Annotated in this window: 18 protein-coding genes; 5 read left to right on the top strand and 13 right to left on the bottom strand. The window is 50.6% G+C overall.

Translation table 11 applies throughout. The features are described 5' to 3' along the window. Nucleotides 1-3 precede the first annotated feature (3 nt). On the top strand, nt 4-375 hold the full coding sequence (locus ASL14_RS14035; RefSeq protein WP_025683925.1) for a CidA/LrgA family protein: 372 nt from the start codon (nt 4-6) through the stop codon (nt 373-375). Continuing rightward, entirely contained in the window at nt 372-1049 is a 678-nt protein-coding gene (locus tag ASL14_RS14030) for a CidB/LrgB family autolysis modulator (protein ID WP_134912040.1), read from the top strand. The genes ASL14_RS14035 and ASL14_RS14030 overlap by 4 nt, the downstream gene beginning before the upstream one ends. Before the next feature lie 99 nt (nt 1050-1148). Here the strand turns inward: ASL14_RS14030 and ASL14_RS14025 are convergent, their stop codons facing one another. From ASL14_RS14025 to ASL14_RS14015, 3 genes are all read right to left on the bottom strand, one after another. After that, nucleotides 1149-2852, bottom strand: a complete 1704-nt coding sequence (locus tag ASL14_RS14025) for a glycerol-3-phosphate dehydrogenase/oxidase (protein ID WP_134914547.1) — start codon at nt 2850-2852, stop codon at nt 1149-1151. Nucleotides 2853-3042: 190 nt separating this feature from the next. Continuing rightward, nucleotides 3043-3600 (bottom strand): glycerol-3-phosphate responsive antiterminator, encoded by a 558-nt coding sequence (locus ASL14_RS14020; RefSeq protein WP_134912039.1) that lies wholly within the window; start codon nt 3598-3600, stop codon nt 3043-3045. Nucleotides 3601-3811: 211 nt separating this feature from the next. After that, a complete protein-coding gene (locus ASL14_RS14015; protein WP_134912038.1) occupies nt 3812-4765 on the bottom strand; it encodes an alpha/beta hydrolase in 954 nt (317 codons plus the stop codon). A 256-nt stretch (nt 4766-5021) separates the two neighbouring features. On the opposite strand from ASL14_RS14015, the gene ASL14_RS14010 reads away from it, so the two are divergent. Next, a complete protein-coding gene (locus ASL14_RS14010) occupies nt 5022-5657 on the top strand; it encodes an NAD(P)-dependent oxidoreductase (RefSeq protein WP_134912037.1) in 636 nt (211 codons plus the stop codon). A gap of 173 nt (nt 5658-5830) precedes the next feature. Here ASL14_RS14010 and ASL14_RS14005 read toward each other — a convergent pair whose 3' ends face one another. The 8 genes from ASL14_RS14005 to kduI form a co-directional block, all read right to left on the bottom strand. Beyond that, complete coding sequence (locus ASL14_RS14005) at nt 5831-6997, bottom strand: cation:proton antiporter (RefSeq protein ID WP_134912036.1); 1167 nt, start codon at nt 6995-6997, stop codon at nt 5831-5833. Nucleotides 6998-7269: 272 nt separating this feature from the next. After that, nucleotides 7270-7857, bottom strand: a complete 588-nt coding sequence (locus ASL14_RS14000) for a GNAT family N-acetyltransferase (RefSeq protein ID WP_189338159.1) — start codon at nt 7855-7857, stop codon at nt 7270-7272. Nucleotides 7858-7906: 49 nt separating this feature from the next. Next, nucleotides 7907-9271, bottom strand: coding sequence for an MFS transporter (locus ASL14_RS13995; protein WP_134912035.1), 1365 nt, complete (start codon nt 9269-9271; stop codon nt 7907-7909). Between the two features lie 91 nt (nt 9272-9362). Continuing rightward, nucleotides 9363-10514 (bottom strand): winged helix-turn-helix domain-containing protein, encoded by a 1152-nt coding sequence (locus ASL14_RS13990; RefSeq protein ID WP_134912034.1) that lies wholly within the window; start codon nt 10512-10514, stop codon nt 9363-9365. Further along, entirely contained in the window at nt 10495-11733 is a 1239-nt protein-coding gene (locus ASL14_RS13985) for a CynX/NimT family MFS transporter (RefSeq protein ID WP_134912033.1), read from the bottom strand. Before ASL14_RS13985 ends, ASL14_RS13990 begins: the two co-directional genes overlap by 20 nt. A 238-nt stretch (nt 11734-11971) precedes the next feature. Beyond that, nucleotides 11972-12748, bottom strand: a complete 777-nt coding sequence (kduD, locus tag ASL14_RS13980; protein ID WP_044644320.1) for a 2-dehydro-3-deoxy-D-gluconate 5-dehydrogenase KduD — start codon at nt 12746-12748, stop codon at nt 11972-11974. Between the two features lie 50 nt (nt 12749-12798). Then, complete coding sequence (locus ASL14_RS13975) at nt 12799-13443, bottom strand: bifunctional 2-keto-4-hydroxyglutarate aldolase/2-keto-3-deoxy-6-phosphogluconate aldolase (RefSeq protein ID WP_134912032.1); 645 nt, start codon at nt 13441-13443, stop codon at nt 12799-12801. A 75-nt stretch (nt 13444-13518) separates the two neighbouring features. Continuing rightward, complete coding sequence (gene kduI / locus ASL14_RS13970) at nt 13519-14349, bottom strand: 5-dehydro-4-deoxy-D-glucuronate isomerase (RefSeq protein ID WP_134912031.1); 831 nt, start codon at nt 14347-14349, stop codon at nt 13519-13521. Between the two features lie 339 nt (nt 14350-14688). Between kduI and ASL14_RS13965 the strand changes: the two genes are divergently transcribed. Next, nucleotides 14689-15645, top strand: a complete 957-nt coding sequence (locus ASL14_RS13965; RefSeq protein WP_134912030.1) for a sugar kinase — start codon at nt 14689-14691, stop codon at nt 15643-15645. A gap of 185 nt (nt 15646-15830) precedes the next feature. Here ASL14_RS13965 and ASL14_RS13960 read toward each other — a convergent pair whose 3' ends face one another. Next, nucleotides 15831-16844 (bottom strand): LacI family DNA-binding transcriptional regulator, encoded by a 1014-nt coding sequence (locus ASL14_RS13960; protein ID WP_134912029.1) that lies wholly within the window; start codon nt 16842-16844, stop codon nt 15831-15833. Between the two features lie 194 nt (nt 16845-17038). Next, nucleotides 17039-18448 (bottom strand): MATE family efflux transporter, encoded by a 1410-nt coding sequence (locus ASL14_RS13955; RefSeq protein WP_134912028.1) that lies wholly within the window; start codon nt 18446-18448, stop codon nt 17039-17041. A gap of 355 nt (nt 18449-18803) precedes the next feature. Here ASL14_RS13955 and ASL14_RS13950 point away from each other — a divergent pair, with 355 nt between their 5' ends. Beyond that, a complete protein-coding gene (locus ASL14_RS13950) occupies nt 18804-19811 on the top strand; it encodes an acrylyl-CoA reductase family protein (protein WP_134912027.1) in 1008 nt (335 codons plus the stop codon). Nucleotides 19812-19857 lie beyond the last annotated feature (46 nt).

The following is a 19857-nucleotide window of genomic DNA, read 5'->3' as shown; positions in this document are numbered from 1 at the left end:
TATATGAAAAGCTTCATACGCGGTGTCCTCCAGATTGCCGTCCTGATGGCCTTTTCGCTCATCCTGAACGCGATGGTCTCCTGGCTCCACCTGCCTGTACCCGGTAGCATTATCGGCATGCTGATTCTCTTTATTCTGCTGCAAACGGGCGTGATCCGCCTAAGCTGGATTGAGATCGGCGCAAACTGGCTGCTAGCCGAGCTGCTATTATTCTTTATTCCCTCCGCTGTCGGCGTTATGAATTATTGGCCGATGCTGGAGCACGATGGTATGAGCATTATGCTGGTCGTACTGCTCGGTACCTTTCTCGTGATGGCCTGTACGGGCATGATCGCCAGTCTGCTCGGCAAACGAAAGGAGCACAAATCATCATGACCGGTCTTCTATGTATTGTGTTGACGCTCGCTATTTACTGGATGGCCAAACGCATGTACCGCACACTGCCCAAGGTGTATATGTCTCCACTACTCATTACACCGATCATTATTATTTTAATTTTAACGCTTTCGGGTGTAAATTACCGTTCCTATAACTCGGGTGCCCATTTGCTCTCCATGCTGCTCCAGCCAGCCACGATTGCATTTGCCGTCCCTTTATACCGATATTTCCCTGTGCTGAAAAAACATGCGGCTCAAATCGTACTTAGCGTGCTGTCCGGTTCAGTCGTAGCCGTAGTATCCTCCATGGTACTCGCCAAATGGATGCATCTGGATTCCTCGCTGATGAGCAGCCTGATTCCTCGCTCCATTACGACACCGATTGCCATGAATGTTTCTCAAACCATTGGCGGTAATCCGACAGTCACGGCTGTGTTCGTTATTTTGACCGGATTGAGCGGCCTCATCATCGGTCCGATGATCGTTAAGCTGTTCCGTATCGAAAATGAAGTTTCGCGCGGTGTCTTGCTCGGTACCGGGGCTCATGGTACGGGTACTTCCAAAGCGTTCGAGTTCAGTTCGCTGACGGGCACTATTTCCAGCATCTCTATGGTGCTCGCCGCTCTCTTTACCTTGGCGGCTGCGCCGCTCCTGTTCCACTTGATGCTGTGAGTTCTTCATATACAAACAAAGAACCTCCGTTCCACTAGCTGTAGTGGGACGGGGGTTCTTCGCCTATTCGGGAGCAAGGCCCCCTCATCTTTCATGCAATCAAATCGCTTTAACAGCGCCGGATTTCTCATCTGCCTCAACAGGTGTCACAGCTTCACGTAAATAAGCGTCCAGCTCTGCTGCATATTGGCGCTCTTGCGCGGCGCTCCAGCCTGCTTGCTCAGACATTAGCGCAATGACAGGCTGCTTCCAGCGCTTCACCCCGTCAATCTGAAAGAACAACGCCCCGGTTCGGCGTATGAAAAAATCAGACGGTGTCACCGTCATTTCCTGCTCCATGGCATACAGGAGCGGGACACGCACTTCCACGGGCAGCGCGGCTTCCGTCTCGCTGGCCTCCTTCATGCCGCGTGCCGCTATGGCAAACAGCCGCTCCGCATTGGAGCCGTATCGGGTGGCCCACGCCCTTGCGGTTTCTGGCGGCAACCCGAGCGCAGCACCCGCTACCGCTTGCCCGCTCACGAAGGCTTCCCAATCGGCGGAGCCGCCTACGTTGCCGCCCGAGATCGGGATGTGCCTGGTGCGGCATGCCCGGAAGCTCTGTCCATGCAAGCGGCCCAGCTCCCGTACCGCGCGGTCTACAACCAGCTCGGACATTTTCCGGTAGCCTGTCAGCTTGCCGCCCGCAATCGTGATCAGGCCCGAGCGGGATTCCCAAATTTCATCCTTGCGTGAAATTTCCGAAGGGCTTTTGCCGTCCTCATAAATGAGCGGCCGCACACCTGCCCAGCTCGATTCCACATCCTTGACGGACAGCTTCACCTCAGGGAACATGCCGTTGATCGCTTGAAGTACATAGGTCCGGTCATCGGTGGTCATTCGGGGATGAGCTGTATCCCCTTCATATACCGTGTCGGTCGTACCCGCGTACGTTTTCCCGTCACGGGGAATGGCGAATACCATCCGTCCATCCGGTGTATCAAAATAAACGGCCTGTCTGAGCGGGAATCGCTTGGCATCGAACACCAGATGGACACCTTTGGTCAGGCGAAGCACCTTGCCTTCTTTGGACCGGTCCATCTCCCGCAGCGTATCCACCCACGGTCCGGCGGCGTTAATAACCAGCGAAGCCCGGATTTCATGAGACTGCCCCGTTACCCGATCCGTTACGCTTGCGCCGCTGATTCGTCCGTCATCATACAGCAGCTTGTCGGCCTTGGCGTAGTTTACAGCCAGAGCCCCTCGCGCCACGGCCTCCTTCATGACCTCAATCGTCAGGCGAGCATCGTCCGTACGGTACTCCACATAGCTGCCGCTTCCCTTCAGTCCTTCCCGCTTCAGCAAAGGCTCCCGCTCCAGCGTGGCCCGAATATTCAGCATCCGGCGGCGTTCGCTATGCTTAACCCCGGCGAGAAAATCATACACCAGCAGTCCGACAGAAGTGGTAAACGCGTTGAACGTGCCCCCCTTGTGAAATGGAAGCAGCATACGTTCCGGCGTGGTCACATGCGGGCCGTTTTCGAATACAATCGCTCGCTCCTTCCCGACCTCGGCTACCATCTTAACCTCAAACTGCTTCAAATATCGAAGACCACCATGCACCAGCTTGGTAGAGCGACTGGACGTGCCTGCTGCAAAATCCTGCATTTCCACCAGCGCCGTCTTCAAACCGCGATCCGCGGCATCCAGTGCAATTCCGGCTCCAGTAATGCCGCCGCCAATAATTAAAATATCAAAATGCTCACGCCCCATACGCTCCAAAACAGCCGTTCTCTCCTGCGCAGCAAATCCCTGTTCTCCCATCATCTATCCCTCCAGCTTTGTATATATTCACGATGCGATCTGCCAACCCAGTCATCAAAAGATACAAAAAAAGACCACGAACATCGCTGCGGCACATGCCGAGCGGTTCATGGTCTCTCCAAGTCTCCTGACGAGTATTAACTTATCCATATCGTAGCACACACCGTACACGATGAAAAGGGGTTATTAGCTATTGCCTATAATGCTCAAAAAGCTGTTTATTGGATGTTGTAACCGCTGTAGCTCCCGCGGCGAGAGCCGCTTCCACATCCTCCGGGGTACGAATCAGCCCTCCTGCCAAAATGGGAATACCCGTGCGTTCACTGACCTCTGTAATCATGGGGGGAACAACGCCAGGCAGCACCTCGATATAATCGGGTCGCGTTTTTTCCACCAGTGCGTAGCTTTTCTCCAGCGCAATCGTATCCAGCATAAATACCCGTTGCACAGCGAGAATCCCCTTCTTTTTGGCGGTCGCAATCACGCCGGATCGAGTCGAAATAATACCGAACGGCTTAATCTCCTGACACAAATATTCAGCGGCATATTCATCATTCTTCAAGCCCTGTACCAGATCGGCATGCAAAAGCATCTGCTTGTTGCGGCTCCGTGCCAACTGATACAGGCTGCGTAGCTGCGCTACATGCGTATCCAGAAAAACCGCGTACTCATAGGAGCTGTCCAAAATGCCCTCCAATTGCTTCATGTGCTTGGCAGCAGGCAAAATGCGTTGTCCCTGAAATGGCATGGATATCCCCCTTAAATCCCTAGGCTAAAATGTCGGTCAAATCTTTCAAATTTTATATTATCACTCTGTTCAATGAACGTGAAGCGGTTTCATTTTAGGCATATATAAAAAGCTGTCCTCCCGAAAGTAAATCCTTCGGGAAAACAGCCTCAGTCCTTAACAGAAATAGACCACATCATATGTCAGTGCCTTTGAAAAGCTTTATATTGCACTAGCCCTCAAACCCTTGGCGCAGCCATGAGGTAGCCAGCGCAATCGCCCCGCGCTTGGCTGCGGTTTCCGATAGCGGGTTTAGCATTACGAAATCGTGAATGATGCCCTGAAAGCGGGCTGCGGTCACATCCACCCCGGCCTCACGCAGCTTGTTCGCGTAAGCTTCCCCTTCATCCCGCAGCACGTCAGCCTCGCCTGTGATGACCAATGCTGGCGGCAGCCCCTTGAGCTGTTCGGTCGTTGCCCGCAGCGGAGATGCCGTAATCTGTGCCCGTTCATTGGGATCTGTCGTGTATTGATCCCAGAACCATTGCATCCCTTCTCGGCTCAGGAAATACCCTGTGGCGAATTCATGATACGATTCCGTGTCAAAAGAAGCGTCTGTCACCGGATAGAACAACAACTGCTGTCGGATAGCAGGGCCGCTGCGTTCCTTGGCAAGCAGCGTTACGGCTGCGGTCATGTTACCACCGACGCTGTCTCCAGCTACCGTCAGCGTATCATGCTTCAGCCCATGCTCGCGTCCATGCTGAGCCACCCACTGAACGACCGCGTAGATTTCCTCAATTGCCGTCGGATATTTGGCTTCAGGTGACAAGCTGTATTCCGGGAATACAACCGCTGCCTGCGCACCCACGGCCAGTTCACGGATCAGACGATCATGCGTATGGGCATTACCGAATACCCATCCTGCCCCGTGGATGTATACAATAACCGGGAGGTTCCCTGTCACCTGTTGTGGACGAACAATCCGGACCTTGACCTCCCCGCTTGGGCCGCCGGAAATAGACAAGTCTTCCACGTCTGCGGCAGGCTTGTCTGCCGGACCGGATTGGACCTCATTGACCGTTTCACGTCCCTTTTCAGGGCCCAAATCGTACAGAAACGGAGGCTTGGCGTTATCGTCTGCGAACTTCTGCGCTGCGGGTTCAAGCTGTACCTTTTTACTCATATCGGTTTACTCTTCCTTTCCTGTCTGTTGTTTTTATCTATCCAAAGTTACTTATCTAGGCTCATTCAGCTTCACCTTATATACTTAAACAAGATCATTTCTTTTTAATCTGATGGCTTTAGGATGCCCAACTCAAGGGCTTGACTTTCATTATATTTTGTAACTATAATAGTTACATATCTGAGTTCGTGAATGAACAGGGCAAACCCATGATCAAACTAGTAATCTAAATAACATTTATAGGAGGTTATTCATTATGAAAATTGCAGTTATTGGTGCAGGTGGTAAAGCAGGAGGCAACATAGTTAAAGAGGCATTGGACAGAGGGCATGAGGTAACGGCGATCGTTCGCGACTCTGCCAAAGTAACAGACAGCCGTGCGACTGTGGTACAAAAAGACGTTTTCGATCTGAAAACAGACGATCTGAAAGGCTTTGACGTTGTCGTTAACGCTTTTGCTGCTCCACTCGGTCAAGAGCATCTGCATGTAGATGCAGGTAACGTTCTGATTGAAGCACTGCGTAATGTGTCCGGTACTCGCCTGATTGTTGTGGGCGGTGCAGGCAGCCTGTTCACAGATGAGTCCCAAACCTTGTTGGTAAAAGACACGCCTGGTTTCCCTGATTTCGTATACCCAACGGCTAATAATCAAGGAAAGAACCTGGAAATTTTGCGTGGAACCAGCGATCTGAACTGGACTTTCATTAGTCCTTCCGCTGAATTTGCTCTCGGCAAACGCACCGGCTCTTATAAAATTGGCAAAGATGTGCTGCAAGCCAATTCCAAAGGCGCAAGCTATGTCAGCTATGAAGATTATGCGGTGGCTGTAATTGACGAAATCGAGAAACCACAACACCTGAACCAACGCTTCACCGTGGTATCCGAGTCCTAATTCCTGCACTTAATCCGACATATACGTATGATAAAAAGACCCTTCGGTCATGTCCCATATGTCATGGAAAGTCCGGTTTTGCTACAAATCGGACTTTCCATGCACACTGTGAGAATATGAACCCGCAGGGTCTTTTAGGTATAACTTAAGGATGCTGTCAATGCTGTCAGGCCTCAGCTTCCTTCTTCTGCACGGCCGGGAGACTTCTTATCGCTAAAGCATAGCTTGAGGATCGGAGGTGCAGCCAGAGTCGTCAGAATGACAACAATAATGACGGATGTAAAATATTGCTGTGCCAGCAGACCCGTTTGCAGCCCGGTAGCTGCGATAATGAGCGCGACTTCGCCGCGAGATATCATACCGGAGCCAATCGCGAGCGAAGAACGGTTATTAAAGCCTGTCAAACGTGCCCCGATTCCGCCACCGATCAACTTCGTAACCATTGCAACCAGTGTCAAAGCAACGACAAATCCGATCTGCTGCCCTACTCCTTCGAAAGAAACATTTAATCCAATGCTGACAAAAAACACAGGGACAAAGATGGAATAAGCGATAGGCTCCACTTTTTCTTCTACGACATGCTTAAAGCTCGTTTGCGAAATGGCAATCCCGGCAGCGAAGGCTCCGATAATGCCCGCCATACCCAACATATCTGCAAAATATGCAAACCCGAAGCAGATGATCAAAGCAGCGGTAATGGTGGCCTCTGTCACCTTGAGCGGAGCCAGTATTTTCATGATCCAGGGAACCACAAACCAACCTCCCAATATAGCGACGACAAAGAAAAGAAGCTTTTTGCCGACGAGAAGCCCCAGAGATGTTCCCCCTCCTACCCCGAATACACTCATCATCACTGCAAGCAACACCACGACAAGTACATCATCCAGCACCGCTGCACCCAAAATCGTCGAGCCTTCCCGGGTGTTAAGCTTGTTCATATCCTTTAGCACCTGCACCGTAATGCTGACGGAAGTGGCGCTCAGGACAACACCGAGAAACCATCCTTCATGCACCGAAAATCCAAAGGCTTCCCCGACTCCAAAACCGCAGATCAACGGAAGAATAATTCCCCCAACTGCTACCGCTACCGCAGGTTTCCAGTTACGACGAAGCTGATCCAGATCCGTCTCCAGCCCGGCAATGAACATCAGCAGCAGCACTCCGATTTCAGACATATCATGAATAAGTGTATTGTCCTGAACCCACCCCAATACCGCCGGACCGAGTACAATACCAGCAATCAGCTTCCCTAGCACCGAAGGCTGACCGAGCCTTACCGACAGATCACCAGCCACTTTAGTAAACAGCAGAATCAGCAAAAGATACAATATAAATTGCATGGCTCATATACCTCCTTTAATCATCAAATGGTAGACATCTAGTATTGATAAAATGCTAAAACTTTGCGCAAAATATGTGCTGACGTGCCCTGAACACAACAAAAAAGGAACCTGTAATTACAGATCCCCTTAAAAAAAGACAAAGAGGAGCCTTGGTGACAGGCTCCTCCGGTAATTCATTGTCATTTTATGTTGTCTTTCAGTAACCTACATAAGTTCGCAAATTATATCTTGATTATACCTTTTCATTAAACCGCTGTAAACGTTTTGAATCAGTTCTCTGCTTTTTCTACATAGCGGACACGGTATTCAGAGGACAGCATACTCATCAGAATGGAGTCATGGTATTGATGATTATAAAATAAAGCATCCCGTTGCACGCCTTCACGTTGGAAGCCTATTTTTTCATAGCAACGGATGGCCCGTTCATTAAAATCATACACGTTCAACTCAATTCGATGCAGATTACAGATACCGAATCCGTAATCCAGCATTAGCACAAGCGCCTCAGTGCCGTAGCCTTTTCCCTGATTCTCCTGTTCATTAATGGCAATGCGGATGTTGGCACTGCGGTTCAGGCTGTCCATATCCTGAAGAGCAATGTCACCGATGATACGATCATCTTCCTGAAGGGCAATGATTAGCAGCAGGCTGGAGGTATCCTGCCCTTTGGATTCAATATAACGCCCAATTTGATCCTTGGTAAAGCTGCGCTGCGTACCCGTCATCCTCCTCACGTCCTGATCAAACAACGTATTATAGTACAGTTCGGTGTCCTCCACGTGAATCGGACGCAGATACACCCGCGATCCTTCCAGTAACCGTGCCACTGGTGTTGTGGGCAAAGATTTTTGAGTCATAATCATCCTCCTATTCTAAAAATGTGCAGTTACGAAATTTGGAAACCAACTACTGTGCAGGGTCGGCATTTTTCACAGCAGAATTGTTGAAATCAGCAGGTGACTCGCGCCAAATGACGGATTGAAGCATGAGTCCGACTAAACCCAAAGCCCCAATCGTCACCCCAATCCAAACAAAGGTAGTTCCTGCTCCGGCTATGCGAATCATTACACCCCCGATAAGCGGTGAGACGATCATAATAGCTCCGGTCACGGTACTTTGGATACCGAAGACGCGCCCCACCATATCGGCCGGAGTTCCGGCTTGTAATATGTAATTCTGGGTGATGATGTACAGGCCGTTGCCCACGCCTAGCATGGCCCCAATCATAAGCAGTACGGGTAATCCTGTCCCCGGTTGCGCCCAGCCTAAAGCGGCAATAGCTCCACCAACCAGCACATAACCTCCACCGAGCCCCCAGCCTGCGCTTATGCGATTCAAGCGATTAAGCACAAGCATGCATCCGACGGCACCAGCACCTATGGCTGAAACCAGCCAGCCGAGCAGCGATTCGTTACCCGGGGCGAGCACTCGCAGCAGTGTCGGAAACTGGTAGTCAATCATGAGAATGGCGATCATGCCGAAAAGTCCGAACACAAGCGTATGCAAAAGCATTCGGCTGCGCCATAGGAACGCCCAGCCCTCGCGCCATTGGCTGAAAAAACGGGACGCGCCGACGCGCTCCTTCCGATGCTCGGCTTCATCAGCCTCAGCCTCGCTTGGCGAATCCGGCTTTCCTTGTTGCACAGCAGTAGTCGTATGCTGCTCTACGCTGTCGAGGGCGGGGCCGATTCCGCGCAGCGGCCACAGCACCAGGCCGGAGCACAGGCGCAGCAGCGCATTGAGGATAATGCAGGCTTGGGGCGACAGCACAGCCAAGGTCATGGCGCCCAATAATGGCCCCGCCACTTTGGAAGCCTGATTGACCAGCCCATTCAGCGAGGTCGCCTGAAACAGGTCGCCGCTGGCGACTACGGTGCGGGTCAAGCCTTGCTGTGATGGCATTTGGAATACGCCAGCCGCCGCACGCAGACCCAGCAGAGGCAACAGCCACGCCGGGCCCGGAACAGCGAGAATCGCCAGCGTCAGCAAGGCAATAGCTGCATCGCAGCCAATCATCAGCCGGGCCTTATGCACCCGGTCGGCTAACGTACCTGCGATAGAGCCGAGCAGCAGACCCGGTAGCGCCATCACTACCGGAATCAGCGCAATTAGCATGGGATCGGCTTCCCAGCGGTAAGCGACGAGCACCTGAATGGCGATGGCATCAAACCAATCGCCAAAGGAAGCAGCCGTGTGCGCCGCAAACATCCGCCGAAAACGGCCGTTGCGCCAAATGCTAGGCGTGGATTCTGATTCTTTCTTTTCCTTCATTTCTATTCACCCTGCTTTCATTTTCTACATTAGTAGCAATAAAAACATTCTAGCGGGCCTATATCAGAGGAAAATCAGACAGCGAAAAACATCAGATCGCAGAAAAGGTTCGCTCCAACCAAAGCCCCAGCGTCGCACCATGTAACGTTAAGCCATTGTCCCGATCAAGCCGTTCATATTGAGCCGTATATTTCTTTTCCAATGAAGGAAAGCCACCATAACACTTCAAAAAACCGCAGATTTGACAGACCGCCTTGATTTTAAGCAACTCCTGTTTAGCCATACCAAGCGTATCCAGCCCCTCATCCAGTAGCCGCTCGGCCTCGTTCACTCCCCCGGTAAGCAATAGCATGAATCCCTGCATCATCCGATAACGTCCCAGCTCCCGCAAATATGGAGCCTCAGATAGCATCCCTTCCAATCGAACGGATAGTACCCTAGCCTCCTCCATACGGTTGGCGGTCAGATGCATGTACATCTCCATCAGCGCAACAGGCATCACAAATTTGTCCAGCTCATCCCGCTCCATCACTGCAAAAGCCAGCGGAAGTCTCTCCAGTGCGCGTTCAGGTTGTCCATTCTCCACATAAGCCTCCAGGATGTTGAGAATACGCAATTCCCGCTCCTGCTCGGCGGATAGTAATCCACTGGAAAGCGCCTGCTCACATAGAGCAAGCTTCTGATCCGTTACCCCTGCTGTACCTATATATAGCAGTAACATCCAGTAAAGTCTATCTTCAGGAGAAAAGTCCTCCCGTTCCAAAAACCACAATATATCGGCCTGCACAAACCGGGTATACATCTGATAAAAAGGAGACAATTCGAATCCCATCTGCTCCTGCTGAGCAGCCAGCGCCACGATGGAATTGCCCTGTCCCAGCAATTGGTATTTCCGTAACAGTCCGTGGACAGCGTCTTGTACCTCCTGATCGCGCAGGGACGGATGGTTCTGTCGTTGCACGCCAGTAAGGGTCAAGCTGTAGCCATACCCCCGGACTGTATGAATACGAAGAGCATTCCATGGCTTTAGCTTTTTGCGCAATCTATAGATATGATCATCCACCGTGCGCTCCACCGGATACTCCAGCGGCCACACACGATCCAGCAGTTGTTCCCGGGTGAACACCTGATTCCGGTTATCGTATAGGAAGCGCAGTAGCGCAAACTCTTTAGCCAACAACATAACACGATCTGCACTACAGATTACACTATAGCCGTCTGCATCAAATTGTAGCCTGATCATCCACCTCGCCTCCGACATATCGTTTCTTGGCTGCACCCAGCCCTGTAAACATGAGCAAAACGCTCAGACACAAGAGTAGAAGCAGCGGAATTGTCCAGCCTTGTGTTGCATCATGTAAATAACCGAACAGCGTCGGCCCTGTCGCTGCTAGCAAATAACCAAAGGATTGCGCCATACCAGACAGCTCTGCTGCCTGCTGCGGTGTCCGCGTCCGCAAATTAAAGAACATCATCACCAACGGGAAAGCAAAACCACCCGCTATACCGATACAAATGACCCAAATCACACTCCACTGCGTAGCCCCCAGCAGAAATCCACCCAGACCGATAAAATACAGCGCAGCCATAATCAGAACCAATACCCGCTGATCTTTCACCCGTGCAGCCAAAATAGGCACAATAAAAGTAAACGGCATTTGCGAAAATTGCATAACGGACAGCATCCATCCCGCAGTCTCCGAATCCATACCCTGTCCAACCATCATCTCGGGAAACCATGCGGCAGGGACGTAGAACAGGGCAGATTGCAACCCCATAAACAGCGTCACCTTCCAGGCCAAAGACGATTTATACACATTCACGGTTCGGGCGGACACCACCGCCTTATTGACTGTTTTGCGCGTCTTGAGAAGCTGGGGCACCCACAGTAGAATACCTACTACACCCACAATGCTCCATATCCCCAAAGAACCGCGCCAGCCCAAACCTCCGTTTAGAGCCAAAGGCACGCTCAATCCGGACGCCGTTGCAGCAACCACATTCATAGATACTGAATATACGCCGGTCATCAGTCCGCTGTTGCGAGGAAACTCCTCTTTGATTAGACTGGGCAGCAAAACATTACACACTGCAATAGCCAGTCCCAGCATGGCTGTCCCGGTAAATAAGGCAGTCACTCCCAATGTGGAGCGCACCACAATACCTGCGGTCAAGAGCAGCAATGCCGCAAAAATAATAAGAGGCGACCCGAAGCGGCGCGACAGATTAGCTACAAAAGGCGACAACAGTGCAAAAGCAAGCAGCGGTAATGTCGTTAATAGACCACTCAGTGTATTCGAAATATGCAAAGAATCCTTAATCAAACCGATAAGAGGTCCCACCGAGGTAATCGAGGCGCGCAGATTGGCACCTACCAAAATGATCCCTGCGGCAAGAACCCAAGGACCGGCATGCCACAAGGATTTGTATACCAAAGCTCGTTGGTGTTGCTGTGAACTCATCTCTCCATTCTCCAATCTATCTGTGTTATGCTCAAAGGCTCCAACCGAGTGTACGGCTGGAGCCTGAGCAATTTCTATCTCATTAAATTATAATGGCATTTATGTCATATGCATAGGACGGATAAGCGTGGCCTTCAAATCTTCAATTCAGCGTACAACTACAAACAAAAGCTGCCTGAAAGGATGCTTTCCTTTTGAGGCAGCTTTCGGTCCATGATTTAGATGCATCCAGTGCCGCTTAACGTACCAGCCAGCCGCCATCCACTGCCAAAATATGACCGTTCATGTAATCGGAGCCCTGACTTGCGAGGAAAACAACTACCCCCATCAAATCGGACGGATCACCCCAGCGTCCCGCAGGAATACGCGACAAGATTTCCTGATTGCGGCTCTCATCTGCACGGATTGGAGCTGTGTTCGCCGTAGCAATATAACCAGGGGCAATCGCATTAATCTGAACGTTATGAACCGCCAGCTCGTTGGCAAACGCCTTGGTCAAGCCAGCGACTGCGTGCTTACTTGCTGTATACGGCGGAACGAACTTTCCACCCTGAAAAGCAAGCATGGAAGCAACATTGATAATTTTCCCGCTTTTTTGCTCAACCATCACCTTTGCCACTTCCTGACTCAGGTGATAGACGGCATTCAGGTTGATTTCCATTACAGCGTCCCAATCCTCATCTTTGTACTCCAGCAAAGGAGCGCGACGGATCGTACCTGCGTTATTTACGAGAATATCGATTTTACCGAATGCCTTGACGCCTTCTTCTACAATCTTTGTAATAGATTCTCTTTGCGTCAGATCCGCCTCATGAAAGACAACCTTCACACCTGTAGGTTCCAGCAAACGTCTTGTTTCTTCATAATCATCATTGTTAGCTACAATGAACAGGTCAGCGCCCGCTTTGGCTAGAGCTACTGAATAGCCCTGACCCAAACCACTGTTGCCTCCCGTTACAATAGCCGTTTTACCTTTCAGACTGAAAAAATCCAATGAAAAATTGTCCAGACCCATGTCCACGCCTCCATCATATTTTAGTTTAAAATATATACCTCTAATGAATCCTACAGCGCTGCACGAATTTCCTTATATTTAGCTACATAACGCGCAGCGTTTTCTGTGATCAGATCGTAGCGGCCTTCCTTGGCCGGGGCCGTCAGGTTGCCCCCGATACCCACCGCGACACTTCCGTTGCGCAGCCATGTTTCCATATTATCCAGATCCACGCCGCCCGTTGGCATAATCTGCACATGAGGCATTGGCCCTTTGACCGCCTTAACAAAATCCGCACCCATTGCACTGCCGGGGAACAGCTTCACAATATCACTGCCCAGCTTCATCGCTTCCTTGATCTCATTCAGCGTCATGCAACCTGGCATATAGGGAATCGCGTACAAATTACACAGTTTCGCCGTTTCTTCTTCAAAAGAAGGGCTCACCACGAACTCCGCTCCAGCCAAAATAGCAATTCTGGCTGTCAGCGCTTCTAGTACGGTTCCTGCACCAATCACTGCCCGGTCCTTAAATTCATCTCTCAATCTGCGAATCACCTGATCCGCATCCGGCGTGGTAAACGTAAGCTCAATATTATCCAAACCGCCTTCAATACAGGCTTTGGACATTTGGTATGCTTCCTCCGCTGTGTTTCCCCGAATGACCGCGACAACCCCAACCGAAGTGATATGCTCCAAAACTTTCTTTTTCGTCATTTTCCTGATCCTTTCCACGATGGGATGGCTATGTTCCAGTAGCCGCTTGCAAGTACCCCGCTCCAATATGCCGGATTAACGCAACTCACTCATGGCTACCTGATCCATGTCTTTGTACGTTTTATTTTCACCGGCCATGCCCCAAATGAAGGTATAGCTGCCAGTAGCCGCACCACAGTGAATAGACCAAGGTGGCGAAATAACCGCTTCATCGTTCTTCATCACCAGATGGCGCGTCTCGTTCGGCTCACCCATCAGGTGGAACATTCTGGCGTTCTCATCCAGCTCAAAGTAGAAATACACTTCCATACGACGGTCATGCACATGTGTCGGCATGGAGTTCCATACGCTGCCGTTTTCCAGTGTCGTCATCCCCATAACCAGTTGACAGCTCTGAATGCCTTCATCATGGATAAAGCGGCGCAAGGTGCGGTTATTGGCGGTTTCCTGCGCACCCAGACTTTCAGACGGTACATCGGCAAAAGACTGCTTCGTTGTCGGATACGTGGTATGAGCCAGCGCCGAGACAATGTAAAATTTTGCAGGTTTTGAGCTGGAATCGCTTTCAAAGATCAACTCCTTGCCCCCTCTGCCTACGTAGAGACAGTCTTTCGTGTTCAACTCATAGGTTTCACCGTCTACCTTTACAGTACCGCTGCCGCCAACATTAAAAATGCCCAGTTCCCGGCGCTCCAAAAAGGTTTCCGCCTTGATTTGATCGTTGCCTTCCAGCGCAACGGATTTATTCACGGGATAAATGCCCCCGATAATGACACGATCTTCATGCGTATAGACCAGCTTAACTTTCTCAGGCACAAACAGCTCCTGTATCAAATAGTGCTGACGCAACTCTTCAGTCGTAAAATGTTTGGCATGTTCGGGATGAGTTGAATAACGCATTTCCATAAAAACATTCCTCCTGTTTAGGTAAACTTTTTTATCAACGGAATCGTTATAAAAGCGGTTTCTAACTCTACTTCTTAGCTAGAATTGTAATTATTATCTAAGAGGGTGTCAACCCAAATCTTCACTATTCCTTGAAAAATCCTTAATATTCACGAACTTTTACACTCTTTCTACCTTTTGATAAACAAAATCATATTTTTTATCTACATTATCCAAAAAGTTTTTAGCAAATATATCAACTTCCTCATTGTGAAAAACCGATTTATGTGATAATTTCAATTTATTCAGTTGGTGCATACGCTTACAGATTTAGTTTACTAAACAAAGGAGGAATTTAGAATGACCGCAACATTGGATGCTGTTACCTTCGGAGAACCGATGGCCATGTTTTATGCCAATGAGGCAGGCTCTCTGGATGAGGTGCGTTCGTTCACCAAAGCGCTGGCCGGGGCGGAGACGAATGTTTCGTCCGGTTTGGCGCGGTTGGGACTGCGGGCGGGACTCGTGACCAAACTAGGCGAGGATGCATTCGGCAGGTTCATTGCCGGGGCGCTGCGTCAGGAGGGGATCGACACCCAGAACGTCATGTTTACCAAAAACCACTCCACCGGGATGCTGATTAAATCCAAAGTCACAAGCGGAGACCCGGAGGTCGAATATTTTCGCAGACACTCTGCCGCTTCCACATTAAGTATCGCCGATTTTAACGAGGCATACTTTGCCGGAGCACGCCATCTGCACTTTACAGGTATTTCTGTCGCCCTTTCCCCTGAGTGTCGTGACTTCGCCCGACATGCGCGGCAGTTTATGAAAAAGGCAGGGAAAACCGTATCCTTTGATCCGAACCTCAGACCCAAGTTATGGCCTGATACGCAAACAATGGTGGAGGCGATTAACGAGGCATCTGAGGGTTGCGACTGGCTTCTGCCGGGCATTCATGAAGGTAAAATATTGACAGGCTACACCTCACCAGAGGATATCGCTTCCTTCTACCTTGACCGTGGTACTTCGCTGGTCATCATCAAGCTGGGAACGGAAGGCGCGTATTATAAATCCGCCGATGCAGAAGGATATGTCAAACGTTTCCGCGTGGAGCATGTCGTCGATACCGTCGGGGCGGGCGACGGCTTTGCCGCAGGCGTCATCAGCGCGCTGCTGGAGGGCTCGTCCCTGGCCGAAGCGGTCAAACGCGGGAACGCCCTTGGCGCACTGGCGGTCATGTCAGCCGGAGACATGGACGGCTATCCGACACGAGCTGAGCTGGAGTCTTTTTTACTCAGCGCCAGCACGAATTAGGCAGGGTTTATTCCCCTGCCTTTTTCTTCACGGCCGGATTCGCAAGCTCCGCAAGGATGAATCAGGAATCTTCGAAGATAACTCAAATAGCCCGTATTCACTTATGCGCGGCCAAGCAGTACGTACAGGCTTGGGACGCAGAAAGGAATACGGGCTACTTTTATAACGTGATGCCTGATGATGCTCTACAACGTTTTGACGGATTCGCCCCGATTTAAATCAGGTACAAAGCGGTAAATGATCGGAACCGATTCGCCGCCCTCCTCGATGCTGGACAGCAACGTTTTTGCCGCCTGCTTCCCCATATCCGCAATCGGCTGCGTAATGGTCGTAATCGGCGGATTGTAAATATGGGCAAACTCCGCATCGTCAATTCCGATAATGGACAGCTCGGCCGGAATGCGTATACGGCGGGCATTCACATATTTCAGCACCTCTGCCAGCACGATATCGTTCCCGGCCAGCAGCGCAGTCGGCGACTCCGGCAACTGAAACAGCTCCTCCAGCGTCTGCTGGATATCCTCCTTCGGCACGCTGCGCATGTACTCTTCACGGAAAGGGAGGCCACGCTCCTCCAGCGCCTTTTTGTACCCGCTCAACCGCTCTACCCTCGGAGTAATCCGGTTCAGTCCAAGCGGCAGGGTAATCAGCGCGATCCGTTCATGCTTATGGGCCACCAGCTCCTGAATCGCCAGCTTGACCGCCATTTCGTTATCCAGCAGCAGACTGCGCGTGTTCACACCATCTACCAGACGATCCAAAAACACCAGCGGATACTTTTCACGAATGAGCTGGTTATAAATATCCGCATGCTTGCCTGTCGGGAAAATAATCAAGCCGTCCACCTGACGGGCCTTAAGCATTTCAATATACTGACTCTCCTTGTCTGGGTTCTCGTCGGCGTTACAGATGATGACCTGAATGCCAAAACGCTGCAATTCCTCCTCAATAGCCCGAATGGACTGGATCGACAGCGTGTAATCAATGTTGGCTACAATGACACCCACCATAAACGTCCGGTTCTGCTTCAAACTGCGTGCCAGTCCGTTAGGTTGATAATTTAGTTCTTGAATGACCTCGGAAATCCGGTCTCTGGTCTGGTCACTCATGTATTTATATCGTTTGTTCAGAAACTGCGAGACTGTGCTTTTAGACACTCCCGCCTTCTGGGCAACATCTTCAATCGTCGGTTTCTTCATGGATACGCTCCTTGTCCTTCATGTACTGCATGCACTGCATTAGTGCAACAAAAGTATATCTTTTTTTAGTAAATTTACCATACTTCTATTTATGAATACCATGATTAACTACTATTTTCCCTCCGCACAGCAAAAAGAGGCAGTTCAAGATGCTCTCTTGAACTACCTCTACATAATCATAAATGATCCTCAAATCAGTGTACCGGAATCGGGGTTGCAGGCTGATCTGGTGCATCGTGCTCAATCAGCGCATGTTTTTCCCACAAACGGCTTTTCCAGCGGACATACATAATGACTGCACGTGTCCATTCATCAGCAGCAATCGCCAGCCACACACCTGCCAGCCCCATATCCAGCTTGAACACGAGCAGATAACCGAGTGGCAAGCTCATGCAGACCATGGAGATCAATCCCATGAAGACCGGGAACTTGGCATCTCCTGCGGCACGCAAGGAGTTAATAATGACGATATTCGTCGTCCGGCCGGTTTCCAACAGGATGCTAAGTAAAATGACTTGTGCTCCCAAACGGATAATTTCAGGGTTTTCGGTGAACAGACCAAGCAAAGGCACACGGAAAAAGATAACCACCACATCAATAACAACGGTCACGAGGAGCGCCCATTTTACACTACTCATTACACGTTTGTAGGCTGTATCCTTCTGTCTGGCTCCGACCAGTCTTCCGACCACGATGGCCGTACCCATACCGACCGCCATACTGAACAAGTAGATATAGCTCGAAATGTTATTGGCATATTGACGGGTCGCCATCGCTTCTGCGCCCAGATAGGTCACGTACAGTGTGAAAATGAGCTGACACGACTGATACATGATGGACTCCAGCGCGGAGGGTACGCCAATGCGCAAAATTTTAGCGATAAACTTTTTGGACAATTGAACGTAATATCTCCACTCGACACGCACCTCGGTTACGCGGTACATCAGCCAGAAGAAAATCAGGAGACACACAAAACGGCTTCCCACCGTAGAAATAGCTGCCCCCTCTACGCCGAGCGCAGGCATTCCCCAATGTCCGAAAATCAAAACATAGTTACCGATGACATGAATCACGTTCATCAGCACAGACACATACATCGTTTCCTTGGTAAAACCATGTGTACGAATCGTCGCCGCCAGCGCGTTAATCAATGCCTGAAGGAAAATGGCACCCCCGACGATGCTCATATACGATTCCGCATAAACCAGAATATCTCCCTGGACATTCAGCCATTGCAGCATATGAGTACCAAACACGAGAAAAATCACGCTAAGCAAAAGACCCACCATTAGATTCAAAGTAATGGCCGTACCCGTAACCTGGGCCGCTTCGACAAGCTTTTTAGAACCGATATATTGAGCTACGACGATAGCAGCGCCGTTGCCGATAACCTCCAGTACAAGGATAGCAATTGAAATAATTTGGTTGGACGCGCCCACACCCGACACTGCATTATCAGATACAGAACTGATCATGAATGTATCGACGCTTCCCATTAGCATAAACAGGAACAATTCAAGGAAAATAGGCCATGTCAAACGGAACAAATTCAGTTCCTTGGCTTCGGACAATACCGAACCATTTTTTAGTGCTCTGGTTGTCATTCATTCACCTTTCTTCATAGATTTATTTAACGATCAAAAGGTATGTTAGCACAGTCATTCTGAAAATACATCCCGTTTGCGTAAAATGATTTGCAAAACACGCAAGAATTCATTTATCACTTTCTTTCAATTGATTATCGAACTTTATTGAAACACAATATGGCAAAAATAGCCCCTGTAATCCGGGCTTTTTCGACGGAATTATGAGCAGAAGGGTATCATAGAATATGGACCTGTGAGCATTACCGCTGACAGGCTGCGCGGATGGTTGTATACTGTTTACGCATGATTTTTGAAGTATACTAAAATGTTCCGCCATCAAAGGCTTATATTGCAATAAAGGAGGCTTTTATAAATGACTCAATCATTTCAAGCCCTTGTCGTCGATCAGACGCAGGACGGTGAAGTTCAAGCAGAGGTACGCTCTCTGGAAACTGGCAGTTTACCTGCTGGAGAAGTTTTGATTCGTGTCGCTTATTCCAGCATCAATTATAAAGACGGGCTTGCCGCCCGCAAGGATGGGAATATTGTCAAAGCCTATCCGTTTGTGCCAGGTATAGATTGCTCGGGAACCGTCGTCTCTTCAGAGGATAACCGTTTCCGCGAAGGACAAGCTGTTCTCGTTACCGGATACGGGTTCGGCGTGTCTCAATTCGGGGGATTCAGCGAATATGCGCGCGTGCCTGCGGACTGGGTGGTTCCTCTTCCGGACGGACTCACACCAAGAGAGGCCATGATTTACGGGACAGCCGGCTTTACCGCGGCCCTGTCGTTACATCGGCTGGAGCAAAACGGCGTTACGCCGGATCAAGGTAAGGTGCTCGTCACCGGAGCAACGGGTGGCGTAGGCGGAGCCGCGATTGCCCTGCTGGGCAAGAGGGGCTACCATATTGTAGCCAGCAGCGGCAAAGCCGAGGCGCACGACTACCTCAAGGCGCTCGGAGCGGCTGAGGTGATCTCTCGCGATGAGGTCTACGACGGCGCGGAGAGCATCCGGCCGCTCGGCAAGCAGCTCTGGCAAGCGGCCATTGATCCCGTAGGCGGGAAGCCGCTCGCTTCGCTGCTCAGCCAAGTCGCCTACAACGGTTCCGTTGCCGTGAGCGGTCTGACGGCAGGCACCAAGCTGCCTACCACGGTGCTGCCGTTTATTTTGCGCGGCGTAAGCCTGCTGGGCATAGACTCCGTCTTCTGCCCTTATGAAACCCGCGTAGCGATTTGGAAGCGGCTTGGCAGCGACTGGAAGCCGGAACGGCTGGAGCAGCTTGTCGAGCGCGAAATCAGACTGGCTGACCTGCCAAACGCGCTGGAGGACATCCTGGCGGCCCGCTCGCAGGGCAGAACGCTCGTGCGGGTGGCTGACTAAGCGGAAGTATATCCGCACGCTGTCCGTCAGTGTACTTCCGCGTAAA

The sequence above is a fragment of the Paenibacillus sp. IHB B 3084 genome, assembly GCF_001447315.1.
GTDB lineage: Bacteria > Bacillota > Bacilli > Paenibacillales > Paenibacillaceae > Paenibacillus.
The sequence above is the reverse complement of the archived record's forward strand: the minus strand, read 5'-3'. Positions and strand labels throughout refer to the sequence as shown.

Coding starts and splice junctions, on each gene's coding strand:
- ASL14_RS14035 (WP_025683925.1), top strand. CDS start 4: ATGAAAAGCTTCATACGCGGTGTCCTCCAGATTGCCGTCCTGATGGCC.
- ASL14_RS14030 (WP_134912040.1), top strand. CDS start 372: ATGACCGGTCTTCTATGTATTGTGTTGACGCTCGCTATTTACTGGATG.
- ASL14_RS14025 (WP_134914547.1), bottom strand. CDS start 2,852: ATGGGAGAACAGGGATTTGCTGCGCAGGAGAGAACGGCTGTTTTGGAG.
- ASL14_RS14020 (WP_134912039.1), bottom strand. CDS start 3,600: ATGCCATTTCAGGGACAACGCATTTTGCCTGCTGCCAAGCACATGAAG.
- ASL14_RS14015 (WP_134912038.1), bottom strand. CDS start 4,765: ATGAGTAAAAAGGTACAGCTTGAACCCGCAGCGCAGAAGTTCGCAGAC.
- ASL14_RS14010 (WP_134912037.1), top strand. CDS start 5,022: ATGAAAATTGCAGTTATTGGTGCAGGTGGTAAAGCAGGAGGCAACATA.
- ASL14_RS14005 (WP_134912036.1), bottom strand. CDS start 6,997: ATGCAATTTATATTGTATCTTTTGCTGATTCTGCTGTTTACTAAAGTG.
- ASL14_RS14000 (WP_189338159.1), bottom strand. CDS start 7,857: ATGACTCAAAAATCTTTGCCCACAACACCAGTGGCACGGTTACTGGAA.
- ASL14_RS13995 (WP_134912035.1), bottom strand. CDS start 9,271: ATGAAGGAAAAGAAAGAATCAGAATCCACGCCTAGCATTTGGCGCAAC.
- ASL14_RS13990 (WP_134912034.1), bottom strand. CDS start 10,514: ATGATCAGGCTACAATTTGATGCAGACGGCTATAGTGTAATCTGTAGT.
- ASL14_RS13985 (WP_134912033.1), bottom strand. CDS start 11,733: ATGAGTTCACAGCAACACCAACGAGCTTTGGTATACAAATCCTTGTGG.
- kduD (WP_044644320.1), bottom strand. CDS start 12,748: ATGGGTCTGGACAATTTTTCATTGGATTTTTTCAGTCTGAAAGGTAAA.
- ASL14_RS13975 (WP_134912032.1), bottom strand. CDS start 13,443: ATGACGAAAAAGAAAGTTTTGGAGCATATCACTTCGGTTGGGGTTGTC.
- kduI (WP_134912031.1), bottom strand. CDS start 14,349: ATGGAAATGCGTTATTCAACTCATCCCGAACATGCCAAACATTTTACG.
- ASL14_RS13965 (WP_134912030.1), top strand. CDS start 14,689: ATGACCGCAACATTGGATGCTGTTACCTTCGGAGAACCGATGGCCATG.
- ASL14_RS13960 (WP_134912029.1), bottom strand. CDS start 16,844: ATGAAGAAACCGACGATTGAAGATGTTGCCCAGAAGGCGGGAGTGTCT.
- ASL14_RS13955 (WP_134912028.1), bottom strand. CDS start 18,448: ATGACAACCAGAGCACTAAAAAATGGTTCGGTATTGTCCGAAGCCAAG.
- ASL14_RS13950 (WP_134912027.1), top strand. CDS start 18,804: ATGACTCAATCATTTCAAGCCCTTGTCGTCGATCAGACGCAGGACGGT.